The organism is Hymenobacter sp. NBH84 (genome assembly GCF_014217645.1).
GTDB classification, from domain to species: domain Bacteria; phylum Bacteroidota; class Bacteroidia; order Cytophagales; family Hymenobacteraceae; genus Hymenobacter; species Hymenobacter profundi.
Map to the genome: position 1 here is coordinate 608,165 of NZ_CP043644.1, position 16,090 is coordinate 624,254.

Here is a 16,090-nt window from a genome sequence, read left to right on the forward strand (position 1 = left end):
TTATCTTCCTTATCCACAGAATGAATTGTTGACAGCGCCCGGCTGCAGATTTGGGCTAACTTGCAGGCCATTTCATCTGTTGTGCACACATGAATTCAATGCTAGTTCGCGGCCTGTGGCTGCTGTTGTTGGTGATAGGGGTTGGTCAATCTGGATGGGCGCAAACGGCGGGCATCATGCCCGAAGAAGGCGCCTGGTATGGTATTATAGCCCGTAGTAGCGGCCGCAGCCTCGATATTGCCAACTCCTCCGCCGAAGCCGGGGCTGCCGCCGTGCAGTGGGAGTTCAACCAGGCCCGGAGCCAGCAGTGGCGCTTTGTGCCCGTGATGGCCGGCAGCCAATACTACCGCATCGAGTCGCGCAACAGCACGATGTGCCTAACCCTGGAGCGCCCCGACGAAAATGCGCCCATTGTGCAGCGTCCTTGGACGGGAAGCTTCTACCAGCAGTGGGCCCTGGTGCCTACCGGGCCGGTAGGCACCTTGCAGCTCATCAACCGCGGCAACGACAAATGCGCTGCTTTAGCCGGCGCCGACCGTTTCAACGCGACGCCGGTGGTAGGGCAGGCGCCCCAAAACCGCGCTACTCAGCAGTGGCGCTTGTTCAAGCTGCGACTCAATATTGACGTAACGGCGCCCGGTTTCGGCCCCGTGCGGCCCCTGCCGGCTCTCAATACACCCGCCAACGAGCTGCAACCCGTCCCTACCCCTGATGGCAAGCGCCTTTACCTGGCCCGCACCAAATATGCTGGCAACACGGAAGGAAACACCGAGTCGGGCGATATTTGGGTGAGTACTTCCGCCGACAACGGCGAAACCTGGGGCCCCGCGTCGCGCGTTGAAGGGCTGAACACGGCCCAGAACAACGGCGTGATGTCGGTGCTGGAGGATGGCAAAGCCCTGCTGCTGCGCGGCACCTATAACCGCGACTCCTTCCGCGACGAAGGCGTGTCAAGGGTCGTGCCGGGCGCCAAGGGTAGGAATGCGCTGCCTGAACCGCTGCCCATTCGCAACTACTACTCCGTGAGTCCGTCAAATACGTTCTTTATGACACCCGACGAAAAAGTGCTGCTGCTCTCCATTGAGCGCAGCGACACGCAGGGTAGCAACGACCTGTACGTGAGCTACTCCCTGTCCGATGGCACCTGGAGCGAGCCACAAACCCTGGGTAGCGTCATCAACTCGCCGGGCTTCGACTTCGCGCCCTGGATGTCGCCCGACGGCAAAACACTGTATTTCTCCTCCTATGGCCACGCCGGCTTTGGCGGAGCCGATATTTTCGCCAGCACGCGCCTGGATACGCTAAGCTGGAACTCGTGGAGCGTGCCGCGCAACCTGGGCGGCTCAATCAACGGGGTAGGGTTCGATGCCTATCTATCGGTATCTGGCGACGGTAAGCACGCCTTCTTTGCCTCGGCACCTAAGCCCGATGCTCCCGCCGACTTATTCCGTACCATCACCGGGGTAACCCAGGAGCCACCCGCACCCGATACCACGGCCAAACCTGTGGCGGCCCGCATCATGCTCACTGGTAAGGTATTGAATACCAAAACCAGTCAGGCCGTGCCAGCTGAAGTGAAGGCCGTGCGCCTGGGCTCCGACATTATCTTCAACGCCACCGGCCGCACCGACGCGGGCACGGGCTTTTACCAGTTTTCGCTGCCGCCCGGCCAATACCGCCTCACGGCTACCAGCACTGGTTTCCTCACAGCTTCTGATACCATAACCGTGGCCGGCTCCATGCGCCGCGACCTGCTGCTGGTGCCCGCCGCTGTGGGCTCCAAGCTGGAGCTGCCTACCCTGATTTTCTCCCAAGGCAAATACGACCTGCTGCCCGCTTCCTACGAAGAACTGAACCGCCTGGCCCGCACTTTGGTCGATAACCCCGCCGTCAGCATTCAGCTAGAAGGCCACACCGACAACGTGGGTAATCCCCAGCTGAACGTGCAGCTCTCCCTGGAGCGGGTGCAGGAGGTGAGGCGCTACCTCGTGAGCCGAGGCGTGGCTGCCAACCGCATTGCCACTGTGGGCTACGGCGGCGCCAAGCCTCGCGCCAGCAACGCCCGCGAAGAAACCCGTCGCCTCAACCGTCGTGTAGAGTTCACCATTACCAAGGATTAGTGTTGGCGATGGGGTAGGGGAGTGGCGATGGAAAGCAGGTTTCGACTCCGCTTATTAGAATATGCCGAGATGATTCTTTGAGCGGTATATGGAATACGATGTAGAGACACAATAACTTGTCTCTCCTCGTTGAACGATTGAATTAGTGACCGTTGAACGACATCGGCAATGAAGGACACCATATTTCGTGTCCCGCCTCATACCGATTTTCCCCTAGCGACTTTATGCAAGCCATCATCCTCCGCGAACTTGTATTGCCGGATCTGCCCTCAGCGTCAGGGGTAGAGTTGATAGGGGACAGTATATATATAGTAGGCGACGATAGTCCTTTCCTGTATATGCTGGATGCTGCGTCGTTGGAAGCTGGCCGTCCTACCACCCTATTCGAAACGGCGCATTTCAGTACTGGCCGCATTCCCAAAGCCAAAAAGCCCGACCTGGAATGCCTGACTGCCTTAACCCTGCCCAGCGGTGAAACCGGCTTGCTCACGTTTGGATCGGGCAGTGCGCCTACCCGCGAAATAGGCTTCTGGGTGCCGTTGTTGCATGGTTCGGCTACGGTGTACCCGTTGGCGCTGGGGCCATTGTATAAGCTGCTGCGGGCACAACTGCCGGCGGGCATCAGCCTAAACGTGGAAGCTGCGGCGGCCACTGCCACGGAGTTGTGGTTGTTTCAGCGAGGCATTGGGGTAGGGGCGCAGAATTTGGTATTCCGGCTGCCGTTGGAGCCGACGCTGGATTTCATCCGCCTCCGCACTGCGCAGCCGCCTACCATCCGCCAGCAGGTATTGGCGCTACCTATGGTAGGTGAGCACACGGCGGGGCTGTCCGGCGCTACCTGGTACGACGGCCGCTTATTCGTGACGGCTTCGGTGGAAGACACGCTCGACCCCGTAGCCGATGGCGCCGTGCTGGGAAGCCTGGTAGGCATGGCCGAACCCGGCAAAAGCCCTACGTGGGTGCCGCTGGTGCAGCCCAACGGGCAGCCCTACCTACGCAAAGTAGAAGGCGTAGCGGTGCGACGGCGTATTGCGCACGGACACTACGAGCTACTCCTGGTAACCGACGATGATGCCGGCGGTTCTACTGCCCTGATAGCCACGCTACGCGCCTGAAACCAGCGTCCTCTTCACCAGTACCGTCCGTACCTTCTTCCTATATCACTGCGCAATCGGCACGCACGGGGCTGCAACAAGGGCAGTACATTCCGCAATAACAGCCATCCGCTGCAATTGCGAATCTACTATACAAAATCTGACTAAGCTCCCAGGATGTCTAAAGTCCTGCCGCCATTGGCAGCAGGACTTTTTTGTTTGTTGTAACTATACATTATGCACCACCGAAGCGAACTTGGTACAGCTACATTAGCTTCTCTCAGAAGGCTTTTAACAAAACATAGTAGTTCATTTTCTTTAGGGAAATGGTAGATAACTTGTCTTTTGTTGGGAAAATAGTTCAGTATCGATAATATCCTCTACACAAATAAGTTAAATAATATATCCTGCCTATATTCTATTAATACATACCCTGTTAATGGAATGATATTGGTATAATACAAAGAAATGGCGATGTATTTGCATTGACGAGCTACACCAGATTTTTGTACTTATCTATGTCTATTGTTGCTCTGCCCATCGTTTTTGAAAACACAGCTGGTATTATTGCCGCGCATTCCGATGGATATGCTTTGGTGCGTTATCATGCGCGACCACGTCGTTCAAACGATTTGCGGAATTTGCTGGAGTATCTGGGAGGCTTTCTGGTAGATCGGGGCTGGCAGCGTATCCTGTGCGACGCGCGCAATATGAAGGCGCTAACGCTAGACGAACAACGCTGGATGCAGGAGCAATGGTACCCGAGCAACGTAATGCGCCCTAATCAGCTCTCTACGGTCTACCTATCGGGAGAAGACGCAGCAGTGCAGTTACTTCTGGAGGAGATGGCGCCCGTTACACAAACACCACCCACATTCAGTAGTCTACAAGAGGCGCAAACGTATTTAGCGAGACGCTCATAAAGCAGCAAGCTACTTGGTATCGGGAAAGGGCTTTATCTTTCGACGTACACCAACACAGCATCTGCATGCACCAGATAATTTATATGAGCCGGGGCGTAGAGCCCATGAGTGAGGAACAGCTGCGGGAATTGCTGCTACAGGCCCGCGCCGCTAACGAAGCAAAAGATATCACCGGCGCCCTGATCTACGGCGACAATCAGTTTATGCAAATCATTGAAGGTGCCGAGAATGACTTGGTGCTGCTATATGCAAAGCTGATCAATGACCCACGGCACCAAAACGTGGTAAAGCTCGCTGACAAGGAGATTATGCAGCGTAATTTCAGCCAATGGACGATGGCTTTCAATACTGTGTCGCCAGAGGAATTTGCCCAGTTGCAAGGCTACGTAGAGCCAGACGCACTAAACTTGAAAGCGCCCGGACTAAACGCCGCCGATTCGCTCCTACTGGAAATGATGAAATCCTTCATCTTGAACCCACGAAAATAGCACGGAGTTTTTCTGCACTGTACGCTAATTCAGTTGCAGTTACTCTCGGCTGATAGAAGTGGAAGTAGGGAGTTCTTAATAATAGAAAAAGCCGGGGCGCAGCAGTGAAACTGCTGCGCCCCGGCTTTTTCTCCTAGTACCCAGAGCCGGGGTCGAACCGGCACACCTTGCGGTATTGGTGTTTGAGACCAACGCGTCTACCGATTCCGCCATCTGGGCTTCTGAACAACCGTTCGGGTCGGTAACTCACGAACGGGTGGCAAACTTAGCAAGACTTTCTCGAATACGCAACAGGTAGCGCCGTTTCAAATAATATGTGCGGATTTGCTGTAGGGCTTGCGGGCGGGTATCGGTGGGTAGCTGTTCGTACCCAACTAGTACAGGTTCGATACCAGCTTCTAAGGTGTCGCTCAATTCGTTAACCTCATTTTCTACGCGCGCTACTACTGCTTGGTCCGGGTCAAATTCCAGCTCCATCAGCTGTTCATTTAGCTCCATCACTTCCATCAAAAAATCTGGTGGAAGCTCTTGTTTTCCCTCTTCTAGCAGGCCATAGCGGCCTAAAATGTACGCCATGCGTGCATCAGGGTCGGAGAGGGTACGGTAGGCGTTGGTATTGAGAGTAGCCAGGCGCAGGATCTCCTGTTGACGTTCGGGCGGGGCTGTGGCGTGAAAATCGGGGTGATACTCGCGGCTGAGCGCGTAGTACTGACGCTTAATATCAGCCTCGTTGGGACGGAAGCTTTCGGGAAGATGATAAAACTCGAAGTAGTCTGTGGTCATAAGGAAAAATACGAGCAGCCGGTGCCGGGTGAGAGTAAGCAACAAGCCTACTCGTTACGGGTTTCGGAGAGGTAGGAAACAATAGGTCTCATTAAACAAAAACAGTACGATATGACACTACATTTCTGTTTAACATAATATAAAAACAAGGATAATAAGTTGATTTAAAGCCAGTAGTTAGGCTTTTAGCTCTGGAACAGAAACTTCTGTGGGAAAATGAACCTCTATTTGTGAGTCAAAATGGAGGCCTAGCAATTCGGCGGCATTGCCTTGGTTGATGCCGATGCACAGCTGATCCTGGCTGTTAAAAATGCATGCTACGTCGCCGGGCGGGGCGGCTTGGTAGTGCAGGTGTAGCTCTCGCACCGTCTCGCGGGCAAAGTGGATGGTGCCGGCCCGGCCGTGCCCCACAGCATCCACGGCCGTGCGCGTGATGTCGGTGATGAGGTTGCCATAGTGGTCGATGTGGACCACATGCCCCGTAATGCGGTGGTCCTGCAAACGCAGCTGCCGGTTTACCAAAGAGCGGAACGTAGCGGTTTCCAGACCAAGGTCGGTGAGTTGGCCGCCCTGGGCCAGATGCACGGCCGCCGGCGTCAGGATGTCGCGAGTGGGGGAGGGGGTAGGCTGAGCGGCTTGCAGACGCACTACTTCCTCGGGGCGGCCCTCCGTGAGCAGTGACAAAATACCGTTGTCGGCCACTACAAAATAGTGCCCCTCATAGCTGGCAGCGTGCCAGGCGGGCTGTGCACTACCCAAATCGTTGACGCCAATAAGGTGAACCGTGCCCAGTGGGAAGTCACGAAATACCGCTTGGAGAACGTGAACGGCGTGCGCGATGTTAAAGGGTTCAATGGCGTGGCTAATGTCGAGCACCGCCTGCGCGGGGGCAAGTTGCAGCATCCGCGCCTTCACGGCCGCCACGTAATGGTCGCGGTAGCCGAAGTCAGACAGAAACGTAATCAACCCCATGCCGAAATCCTGAGTTATTCGTACTATTGCTTACCCCCTGCGGGGGCGGCAAAAGTAGGCCTTTTCGGTGGAAACCGATAGCCGATACTTCTTTTCATGTATTCCCATCCCTCTAAAAATTCCTGATTTGGTCGAGAAAGTCATCACGCTCGAAAACGTGTCCCTGATTGATTTCCTGGGGGCCGACAACCAGAATATTCGTCAACTCGCGGCTGCCTTTCCAGGTAGTAAAATTATTTCCCGCGGCAATGAAATTAAGATTCAGGGCCAAACGCCCGTCATTACCCGCATTAATGAAATCCTATCGGGACTCATTGAGCACTACCACCAATACGGCCAGATTACAGACCGAACGGTGAGTGAATATATTGGGGCCGTAGACGACGAGCAGCAGGAGCGCATTATGGCCACGGCGCCCATTGCCGACGTGATTGTGTTTGGGGCCAAAGGCGGCGTGATCAAAGCCAAAACGCCCAATCAGCAGAAGCTGGTGGACACGGTGATGAAGCACGACCTGACCTTTGCGCTGGGGCCGGCTGGTACGGGCAAAACTTATGTATCGGTGGCGCTGGCGGTGCGGGCGCTCAAGAATAAGGAGGTCAAGAAGATCATCATTTCGCGCCCCGTGGTGGAAGCTGGCGAAAGCCTGGGCTTCCTACCCGGCGATATGAAGGAAAAGGTTGACCCCTACCTGCGCCCGATCTACGATGCCCTAGAGGACATGATTGCGCCTGAAAAGCTGAAGTTCTACCAAGAAAACAAGATCATCGAAATTGCACCGCTGGCCTACATGCGTGGCCGCACGCTCAACAACGCTTTCGTACTGCTGGATGAGGCTCAGAACACTACGCCCTCGCAGTTGAAGATGTTCCTGACCCGCATGGGACCATCGGCGAAGGTGATGGTGAACGGCGACCGAAGCCAGATTGACCTACCCACCAAGCAGAAATCGGGGCTGATGCAGGCTTTGGATATTCTGAAGGGGGTGCAAGGCATCGGTTTCGTAGAGATGAGTGCCGACGATGTGGTGCGCCACAAGCTGGTGAAGGAAATCGTGCAGGCCTACGACAAATTCGACGTGCAGCAGCAGCGCGAGCAGGCCAACCGCCCACCCCGCGAGTACACGCCTCGCAACGGCGCCCCGCGTTTCACGCGGGAAACCGCCGACCCGGCCCGTCACCCCGACGCCCGCCCCGAGGACGACGGTATGCAAGACCTACCCGTGAACCACGAGCAGCAGTTGTAAAGAATGTTTTTGTAGAGAAAAAGCGGCCGGATATAGTTCTGGCCGCTTTTTCTTTATAAGAACCCGTTTATTTGTTGCTTGTCGTTTCACCTTCTCATCCCCTCTATGACCGCTCAGCAAATCAACACTGCCGAAGAAATAGCCGCTGCTCTCCATATCCGCGAAATCGTGTTTGTACAAGGCCAGGGTGTGCCGCCCGACGCCGAATACGACGAACACGACCGTTCCGACGCTACCCACTACCTGGTCACATCGGCCGACGGTACGCCCTGCGGCGCCGCCCGCTGGCGCCCCACTGACAAAGGCGTGAAGCTGGAGCGGTTTGCCGTGCTGGCCAGCTACCGCAACCAGGAAGCTGGTGCGGCCTTGCTCCGCACTGTGTTGCACGATGTGCAGGCAGCCCATCCCGACGCCACCGTCTACCTACACTCCCAGCTGCCGGCCGTGCGCTTCTACGAGCGGCACGGGTTTGAGAAGGTAGGTGAGCAGTTCTCGGAGTGCGATATCGAGCACTACAAGATGGAATTGCGGAAATAACCCCGCGTATCCTTCCGAGCATTTTGTGCAAAAAGCAGCGAGGAATCTGAGGCCGCAGCCGTTGCTGCTGTCTTTGGTTCCTCGCTGCTTTTGAATGGCATATTTTTTATACAATCAGCTAGAGTCCTGTCGGCTTATGTAATCGATTTTCTATTCCTCTTATCCTGAGTGTTATATGTTGCATTGGGCTCCTGTTGCCTTTGTACGCCTAACGCTGGCGTTGGCGGCTGGTATTCTCACGTACTTGTATGTAGGCGCTGTACTGCCAGAGTTGCAATGGATGTTATTGGCGCTGATTTTCAGCTATATCTTGTTTCAACTTTGGGCAGCTCGCCAGCCTACCCCTGGCCCTACCGATGCAGCAGGTTTGTTGGTGTTGGTTGTGCTGTACGTGGCCGGACTCACACTCACGCAGCACGCCACCGAGTCGCGCCGCACCGACCACCTATACCGCTTCGGCAACCACATTGAGTTTTATCGGGCTGTGGTGGATGAGCCTGCTGTGGTGCGGCCCGCTACCTATGCTACTACCGTGCGCGTGCAGGCGGTGCGGGTGGCGGGGCAGTGGCGGCCCGCTACGGGTGGTATCCGGGTGTCGGTTCCGCGCACGGAGCAGGGTAGGGACGTGGACCTGCCGCGCTACGGCGACGTGTGGCTGGTGCGCGGGGCACCCGCACCCAGCAAGGCCCCGCTCAACCCCGGCGAGTTCGACTACCGCCGCTACCTTGCCTACCATCAGGTGTATCATCAGCAGTTTGTGCACCCCGATCAATACCTGAAAACGGGCATGGCACCACCCAATGTACTGGTGGCCGTGAGCCTGCGCGCCGCTCGCGTCATCGAGGGTGTATTCAAGCAATACGTGCATCGCAAGCGCGAATACGCCCTGGCGGCGGCGCTAGTGCTGGGCATCAAAGACGACGTAGATCAGCAAACGCAGCAAGCCTACGCCAACACGGGCACCACGCACATCATGGCCGTGTCAGGCTTGCAGGTAGGGCTGTTGTTTGGAGCCGTGTCGTGGCTTCTGACGCTGGTGCCGGGCAGGCGCGGGCCGCTTTTTCGGCTGGTGACGGCGCTGTTGGGCCTGGCCGTTATCTGGAGCTACGCCTTCCTCACGGGCCTGTCGGCGTCGGTGCTGCGGGCGGCTGTCATGTTCTCTTTCATCATTCTGGCGCGGGCCTTGGACCGGCAGAGCAGCATGTACAACACGCTGGCGCTGGCAGCGTTTGTGCTGCTCTGCTACAATCCCTACCTGCTGGTAGACGTGGGGTTTCAGCTGTCGTTTCTGGCCGTGCTCAGCATCGTGTACTTGCAGCCGCGCATTGCCGGTTGGTTCGATTTGCGCGACTGGTCCCTAAGCCACCTGCGGCCCTGGCAGCCGCAGTGGCAGCAACACGCGTGGCGGGGTGCTGGCTGGCTGCTTAACGCCACTTGGCAGGCTACGGCTCTATCATTGGCGGCGCAAGTGGCTACGTTTCCGCTGGGGTTGTTTTATTTCCATCAATTCCCGCTCAGCTTTCTGCTGTCCAATCTGATTGCGGTGCCCGTCTCTTCGGGCGCGGTGTATGTGGGCATTGTGCTGCTGGTAGTGAAGGGGCTGACTAGCTTGCTGGCGTTAGGCCTACCCACCGCCGCGCCGGTGCTGGACTGGGCACCACGCGCTGTGGCAGCATTGTTTGAGTGGATGATCTGGTTCTTCAATGAGTATATCTTCTGGATTGGCCGCACTTTGCCCGGCGCCCTCATTGGGGGCATCCATATCACGGCCCCACAGGCGTGGCTGATTTTCGCGGTGATTCTAGCCCTACTCATCTTTTTCGCGGCGCGGCGGCTGGCGTGGATGGGCCTTGCCTGCGCCTTACTGGGCGTATTCGCTGGCAACTGCGTGTGGGCAGCCCACCAACTCGCCCCCGATGAGCGCCTGATTATCTACAGCATCCCACGCCGCTCGGCGGTGGGCTTCTGGCAGGGCGCCGCGGCCACCATCGTCACTCCCGATTCCCTACCCCTCACCGAAACCGAGCGTACCTACCGCATCGTGCCTGGCATTATTCAGCGCGAAGCCCGGCGGGTGGCCTATCACCCCGGCTGGCGTGGGGCACCGGTGCCGGCTGTAAAGGCCGATAAAAATCTGGTGCTCAGTGTGTGGCGGGGCGTGCGCTTGGCCTTTGTGTCGGGCAAGTTGAGCAGCGCTACCCAGCCGCAGCCGGTAAACGTGGTTGTGCTGCGGCGCAACGCCCGCGTATCGCCCGAGGTGCTGGCTGCCGTGTTTGGCCGACAGGCGCAGGTGGTGTTCGATTCGTCGTGCCGGTCGTGGTACGTGGCGCGGCAAGACTCGGTGCTGCGGGCCGCCAGTTTTCAGGTACACGATGTCACCGCCCAGGGGGCCTACACGGTTCGGCTTCGCTGAAGGGTAGGGGCAAGCAGCAGCGCAACCCAGGCTATCTGACTTGCGCTATATAGTTTCACTGTTGCCTCCTTTTTGTTACGTTTGGTTTTACTGCCCTGCGTATCACGGAGCAGTCGAACCTGTTATGTACCAGGTCGTCGGCCGCTCGCTCACTGTTTAGCCCCGCCGACCATGGACAATATGCTTACCGAGGAGCTGGAAGCCCTGCGCTATATTCAGTATGAGTGCCACGATGCCATTGGCTATATCACCCTAAACCGTCCCGAAAAGCGCAACGCCCTCAGCGCCGAAATGGTAACCGAGCTAAAGCTGGCTTTTGATACCGCCGAGGAAGACGAAAACTGCAAAGTGATTGTGCTGCGGGCCGCAGGCAACGTGTTCTGCGCCGGCGCCGACCTAGCCTATATTCAGGAGTTGCAAGGCTTCGGCTACACGGATAATCTGGCCGACAGCACCCACCTCATGCAGCTGTTCCACCAGATCTATACCCTCAACAAAGTAGTCATTGCGCAGGTGCAGGGCCACGCGCTGGCCGGTGGCTGTGGCTTGGTGACCGTCTGCGACTTTGCCTTTGCTGTGCCCGAAGCCAAGCTTGGTTACACCGAGGTGAAAATAGGTTTTCTGCCAGCCATTGTGAGCGTCTTTCTACTGCGCAAGGTAGGCGAGAGCCGCGCCAAGCAACTGCTGCTGACAGGCGACGTGATTTCCGCCCCGCGGGCGCAGGAGTTTGGGTTGGTCAACTTCCTGACCTCAGCAGTGGAACTAGACGAGCAGGTGCAGCAGTTTGCCCGTCGCCTGTGCGTCGAAAACTCGGCGCAAAGCATGGAAGTAACCAAAGAAATGCTGGCCCGACTCCCCGAAATGCCCCTGGAAGACAGCCTGCGCTACGTGGCGCAGCTCAATGCCGAAGCCCGCAGCTCTCTGGATTGCCGCCGGGGCATTGCTGCTTTTTTAAATCGGGAGAAAATAAACTGGGAGAATTAAGGAGGCTTTCGGTGTGTGAATTTTTAATTTCTAGTTTTACACTGCCATACTGAGCCCAGTATTCATTCCTCCGCTACCCTGTTATTTTAACTTTTTTCACTCTTCTAACTCCGTGCGAGACTGTCTTTGGACTTATATAGGTTTCGCACAGAGGTAGGGAGTGAAAAAGGAGTTTCGCTTTTTCTTAAAAATCAGGGTCGAAACAATTAACCCAAAAGCAAGTTACCACCTCATGACAACGCTGGCAGCCGTGGCCGTAACGACGGCTACTTTTCTGGGAATGGAATTTTGGGCGTGGTTCATGCACAAATTCGTGCAACACGGTCCTCTGTGGTTTTTGCACCGCTCGCACCACGTGCGGCCTAGTCCGCGCCCCTTCGAACACAACGATCTATTCTTTCTGCTGTACGGTGGCCTGTCGGCTGCGCTCATCATCACCGGCGACAATGGCCAGCGTTGGTGGTTTTGGGTAGGGGTAGGCATTGCCGCCTACGGTACTGTCTATTTTTTCGTTCACGATGTACTGATTCATGGCCGCTTGCGGTTCTGGCGCAAATCACAAAACACCTACCTGCGGGCCTTGAATATGGCTCACAAAATGCACCACAAAACCACTGGCCGCGACGGCTCCGTGGAATTTGGTTTACTGTGGGTATCGCCTAAATATTTGGAGATGGCGCGCCGGCGGAAAAAGACAATTAATAATGAATAATTATTAATTAAAACCTTTGCTGATGTGCAAGGTTAATGCGTTGTAAAGCCAATAAAAGAATAGAGAAAAATTAATAATTATTAATTCGTAATTATTAATTAAAAACAGCCGTGGGAAAGTTTTCAATCAGCGACCTGGAGAATCTCTCCGGAATAAAAGCACACACCATTCGGATGTGGGAGCAGCGCTACGGTATCCTGCGGCCGGTGCGCACCTCTACCAACATCCGTACGTACTGCGAGAGCGACTTACGCCGCCTGCTGAACGTGGCTACCCTGTGCAACCGCGGGCACCGCATTTCGCGCGTGGCCCAGCTGTCGGAGCAGGAGTTATGTCAGGCCGTGATGCAGTGCGGCGAAGAGGGCCAGGATCATGTGCCGCAGGTAAATGCCCTGCTGGCCGCTGCCGTGGCCATGGACGAGCCCCAACTGCAACTGCAAATAACCGCCGCTCTCGACCAATTGGGTTTCGAAGAAGCCATGCTTCATATCCTGTATCCGTTTCTGCGACGGGTAGGGATTATGTGGCAGGTAGGCACTATCAACCCGGCGCAGGAGCATCTGGTAGCCAACCTGATACGGCAAAAAATGGTGGCCGCTATTGATGCCCTACCCTACGTGCCGCCGACAGAGGCCCGGCGCTGGGTGCTGTTTTTGCCGCAGGGCGAGCTACACGAGTTGGGCTTGCTTTTTATGAGCTACGCACTGCGGGCCCGGCAGCACCACGTGTTGTATCTGGGCCAAAACCTGCCTGTTAAAGAGCTGGCAGCAGTGTGTGAGGCCTATCAGCCCTACGCCTTGTGCACGGTGCTCACATCAGTGCCGGAGCGCGACCAGGTACAGGGTTTCATAGAGGAGTTGGCTCGTATCAGTCCGCACACGCCCTTGTTTTTGTATGGCCCGCTGGTGCAGCGCGAGTGCCTGCAACTACCCGGCAACGCAGTACAACTCCGCCTGATGACCGATTTCCTGGCTTTGGCTAACTCCCTGACTTTACACCCAGAGCCTACGGAAGTCTTGAGCTAAGCCCGCTGACTGAGTGCGCTACGCAGAAGTCATAATTTTTTAACAAGGCGTTTTTCGTCCCTCAGATTGCATATAGGCCCTTTTTCTGGCAGCAGAAGAAGGGCCTTCGCTTTTTAAGGGTTCAGATGACGATCTGAAAATCAACAGCTTCGTACGCCTACTATGCCGTTAGGCGCGTTGTTTGGAAATAATCAAAATTATTTTTGATCAATTGTGCACAACTTTTAATTTCTCCCGTATCTTTGTTTAACTTTTTGCCACGAAAAGCTAAACAGTATGACCTCTTTGGAATTCACCAACCAAGTACAGAAGATTTCTTACTCTCTAAAGCCCGTGGCGATGAACCTGACCCGCGACGCTGACGATGCGAAAGATCTTGTACAAGAAACTTTGCTAAAAGCGCTGCTGAACAAGGACAAGTTCAAGGCGGGCACCAACCTGAAGGCATGGTTGTACACCATCATGCGCAACACCTTCATTAACAACTACAACAAGATTACCAAGCGCAATAGCAATATTGACAGCACAGAGTATTTTCAGTATTTCAACACCGACGAAAACTACATTACGCACAACGGTGCCAGCTCGGATTTCGTAGTAACGGATATCAATGAGGCTATCGGCAACCTCCCGGCCGATTACCGCACCCCGTTTATGATGTACTACATCGGCTATAAATATTTGGAAATAGCCGAGAAGCTTCAGATTCCCATTGGCACGGTTAAAAACCGGATTCACATTGCCCGGAAGGAACTGAAGGACGCATTAAAGGTATACGCTCCCGGCGTGTAGGGAATAGGGAGAGAGTACAACTGCCCCGGGCGTATAGCGGGTCGCAAACAGTGTTGACGCAAGTCACGTTGTTCGCGGCCCGTTTTTTTGTTGCGGATAGTGCAGCTTGATGAGATTGCGCTGATGCGGACGGAGTGCATACCTATTTCGTTGGTAGCCTAGTGCTTTAGCCTTGGGAAGATTGTGGGGTAGGGCGGCGGGCCGTAGGGCGTTGCCGAAATTGCGGGGGTAGGCCGTATGTTTGTTGCAAGCTGAACAAGGTAGGGCGGAACGAGTTGGCCGGGCTTCCGTATCGGAATAGCGAGACGGAGCGGAACAACGCGTATCTGCATCTGCGAAATCCGCTCAATCTGCACAATCTGCGATAATGAATGTACTTGTAATTGGGGCCGGTTTTGCCGGGCTGGCAGCCGCTACTTCCCTGGCGCAACAGGGCCATAGCGTCACGGTGCTGGAAAAAAACGAAGGCCCCGGCGGCCGCGCCCGCCAGTTTCGGTCAGCCGGCTTCACCTTTGATATGGGCCCCAGCTGGTACTGGATGCCCGATGTGTTTGAGCAATATTTTGGCCGCTTCGGCAAAAAAGTAGCGGACTACTACGAGTTGGTGCGGCTGGACCCGTCCTACCAGGTGGTATTTCGGGGGGGCGAGGCCGTAGATATTCCGGCGGCTATGCAGGAGCTGCGGGCGTTGTTTGAGCGGTTTGAGCCGGGCAGCGGTGCGCGGCTAGACGAGTTTCTGCGGCAGGCCGCCTACAAGTATGAGGTAGGGATGCACAAATTTGTGCACATGCCCGGCCGCTCGGTGCTGGAGTTTGCCAAGCCCCACCTGCTGGTAGACGCCCTGCGTCTCGATTTGCTGCAAAGCATGCACAAGCACGTGCGCAAGTTCTTCAAAGACCCGCGCCTGTTGGAGCTGGTTGAGTTTCCGGTGCTGTTTCTGGGGGCTACCCCGCAAAACACGCCCGCGCTCTACTCCCTCATGAACTACGCCGACCTCGCGCTGGGCACGTGGTACCCTATGGGCGGCATGCACAAGATTGTGGAAGGCATGGTGCAATTGGCCCAGGAACTGGGCGTACAGTTTGAATACAGCCAGGCCGTGGAGGAAATTGTGGTGGAAAACGGCCGTACTACCGGCGTGCGCACCGCCACCGGCTTCCGGCCGGCCGATGTGGTAGTAGCTGGTGCCGACTACCACCACGCCGAGCAGCACCTACTGGCTTTCGACCACCGCAACTACACTGAGCGGTACTGGAACAAGCGCACGCTGGCGCCCTCGTCGCTGCTGTTTTACATCGGCGTCAACAAGCGCCTCGACAACCTGCGCCACCATAATCTGTTCTTTGATGAGGACTTTGGGCGGCACGCGCACGAGATTTACGAGCAGCCGCAGTGGCCTACCCGCCCATTGTTTTACGCCTCGGCCCCTTCCCAAACTGACCCCAGCGTGGCCCCCAAGGGTAGCGAAAACCTGTTTCTGCTGATTCCAGTAGCGCCCAACCTCGACGACACCGAGGAAACCCGCGAGCGATACTACCACCTCATCATGGAGCGCCTGGAAAAACACTGCGGCCAAAGCATCCGCGACGCGGTAGTATTCCGGCGCAGCTACGCCCACCGCGACTTCATCCAGGATTACAATAGCTACAAGGGCAACGCCTATGGTTTGGCAAACACCTTGAGTCAGACTGCCATCCTGAAGCCCGCCCTGAAAAGCAAGAAAGTCAGCAATTTGTATTTTACGGGCCAACTCACCGTGCCCGGCCCTGGCGTGCCGCCTTCGCTCATTTCGGGCCAGGTAGTAGCGCAGGAAATTGAAAAGGACTTCGGCGGGTAGGGTAGGATGCTACGTAGAACGTTGACCGTCATGCTGAGCGCAGCCGAAGCACCTCTACTGCTTCGTTGCAACCGTTGAAAAATCACTCACGGTAGAGATGCTTCGGCTGCGCTCAGCATGACGGGCTACCACCAACTCATAATTCATAATTCCTAATTATAAAA

At 56.0% G+C, this 16,090-nt stretch carries 14 protein-coding genes and 1 tRNA gene; 12 read left to right on the top strand and 3 right to left on the bottom strand.

Going from position 1 to position 16,090, the window contains the following annotated elements:
- Positions 1–89: 89 nt before the first annotated feature.
- The 4 genes from F1C16_RS02525 (at position 90) to F1C16_RS02540 (ending at position 4,625) form a co-directional block, all read left to right on the top strand.
- Positions 90–2,120, top strand: coding sequence for an RICIN domain-containing protein (locus F1C16_RS02525; protein ID WP_185282807.1), 2,031 nt, complete (start codon positions 90–92; stop codon positions 2,118–2,120).
- Positions 2,121–2,344: 224 nt separating this feature from the next.
- Positions 2,345–3,235, top strand: a complete 891-nt coding sequence (locus F1C16_RS02530) for a DUF6929 family protein (protein ID WP_185282808.1) — start codon at positions 2,345–2,347, stop codon at positions 3,233–3,235.
- Between the two features lie 497 nt (positions 3,236–3,732).
- Positions 3,733–4,137, top strand: coding sequence for a hypothetical protein (locus tag F1C16_RS02535; RefSeq protein ID WP_185282809.1), 405 nt, complete (start codon positions 3,733–3,735; stop codon positions 4,135–4,137).
- Positions 4,138–4,202: 65 nt separating this feature from the next.
- Positions 4,203–4,625: a BLUF domain-containing protein gene (locus F1C16_RS02540; RefSeq protein WP_185282810.1), complete on the top strand. Its 423-nt coding sequence runs from the start codon at positions 4,203–4,205 to the stop codon at positions 4,623–4,625.
- 137 nt (positions 4,626–4,762) lie between these two features.
- Here F1C16_RS02540 and F1C16_RS02545 read toward each other — a convergent pair.
- From F1C16_RS02545 to F1C16_RS02555, 3 genes are all read right to left on the bottom strand, one after another.
- Positions 4,763–4,844, bottom strand: a tRNA-Leu gene (locus F1C16_RS02545).
- 27 nt (positions 4,845–4,871) lie between these two features.
- Positions 4,872–5,408, bottom strand: a complete 537-nt coding sequence (locus F1C16_RS02550; RefSeq protein ID WP_185282811.1) for an iron-sulfur cluster co-chaperone HscB C-terminal domain-containing protein — start codon at positions 5,406–5,408, stop codon at positions 4,872–4,874.
- A gap of 177 nt (positions 5,409–5,585) precedes the next feature.
- Positions 5,586–6,380, bottom strand: a complete 795-nt coding sequence (locus tag F1C16_RS02555) for an S-adenosyl-l-methionine hydroxide adenosyltransferase family protein (protein WP_185282812.1) — start codon at positions 6,378–6,380, stop codon at positions 5,586–5,588.
- A 127-nt stretch (positions 6,381–6,507) separates the two neighbouring features.
- Here F1C16_RS02555 and F1C16_RS02560 point away from each other — a divergent pair, with 127 nt between their 5' ends.
- The 8 genes from F1C16_RS02560 (at position 6,508) to F1C16_RS02595 (ending at position 15,926) form a co-directional block, all read left to right on the top strand.
- A complete protein-coding gene (locus F1C16_RS02560; RefSeq protein WP_185282813.1) occupies positions 6,508–7,626 on the top strand; it encodes a PhoH family protein in 1,119 nt (372 codons plus the stop codon).
- Positions 7,627–7,731: 105 nt separating this feature from the next.
- Positions 7,732–8,163: a GNAT family N-acetyltransferase gene (locus tag F1C16_RS02565; protein WP_185282814.1), complete on the top strand. Its 432-nt coding sequence runs from the start codon at positions 7,732–7,734 to the stop codon at positions 8,161–8,163.
- A gap of 175 nt (positions 8,164–8,338) precedes the next feature.
- Positions 8,339–10,576 (top strand): ComEC/Rec2 family competence protein, encoded by a 2,238-nt coding sequence (locus F1C16_RS02570; RefSeq protein WP_185282815.1) that lies wholly within the window; start codon positions 8,339–8,341, stop codon positions 10,574–10,576.
- A 171-nt stretch (positions 10,577–10,747) separates the two neighbouring features.
- Positions 10,748–11,560 carry an enoyl-CoA hydratase/isomerase family protein gene (locus F1C16_RS02575; protein ID WP_185282816.1) on the top strand — a complete coding sequence of 271 codons (813 nt, stop codon included), beginning with the start codon at positions 10,748–10,750 and terminating at the stop codon, positions 11,558–11,560.
- A 232-nt stretch (positions 11,561–11,792) separates the two neighbouring features.
- Positions 11,793–12,272 (top strand): sterol desaturase family protein, encoded by a 480-nt coding sequence (locus F1C16_RS02580; protein ID WP_185282817.1) that lies wholly within the window; start codon positions 11,793–11,795, stop codon positions 12,270–12,272.
- Between the two features lie 110 nt (positions 12,273–12,382).
- The gene (locus F1C16_RS02585; protein WP_185282818.1) at positions 12,383–13,297 is read left to right on the top strand and encodes a MerR family transcriptional regulator; all 915 of its coding nucleotides are present in this window, start codon (positions 12,383–12,385) and stop codon (positions 13,295–13,297) included.
- Positions 13,298–13,573: 276 nt separating this feature from the next.
- The gene (locus F1C16_RS02590) at positions 13,574–14,089 is read left to right on the top strand and encodes a sigma-70 family RNA polymerase sigma factor (protein WP_185282819.1); all 516 of its coding nucleotides are present in this window, start codon (positions 13,574–13,576) and stop codon (positions 14,087–14,089) included.
- Between the two features lie 367 nt (positions 14,090–14,456).
- Positions 14,457–15,926 carry an NAD(P)/FAD-dependent oxidoreductase gene (locus tag F1C16_RS02595; protein WP_185282820.1) on the top strand — a complete coding sequence of 490 codons (1,470 nt, stop codon included), beginning with the start codon at positions 14,457–14,459 and terminating at the stop codon, positions 15,924–15,926.
- Positions 15,927–16,090 lie beyond the last annotated feature (164 nt).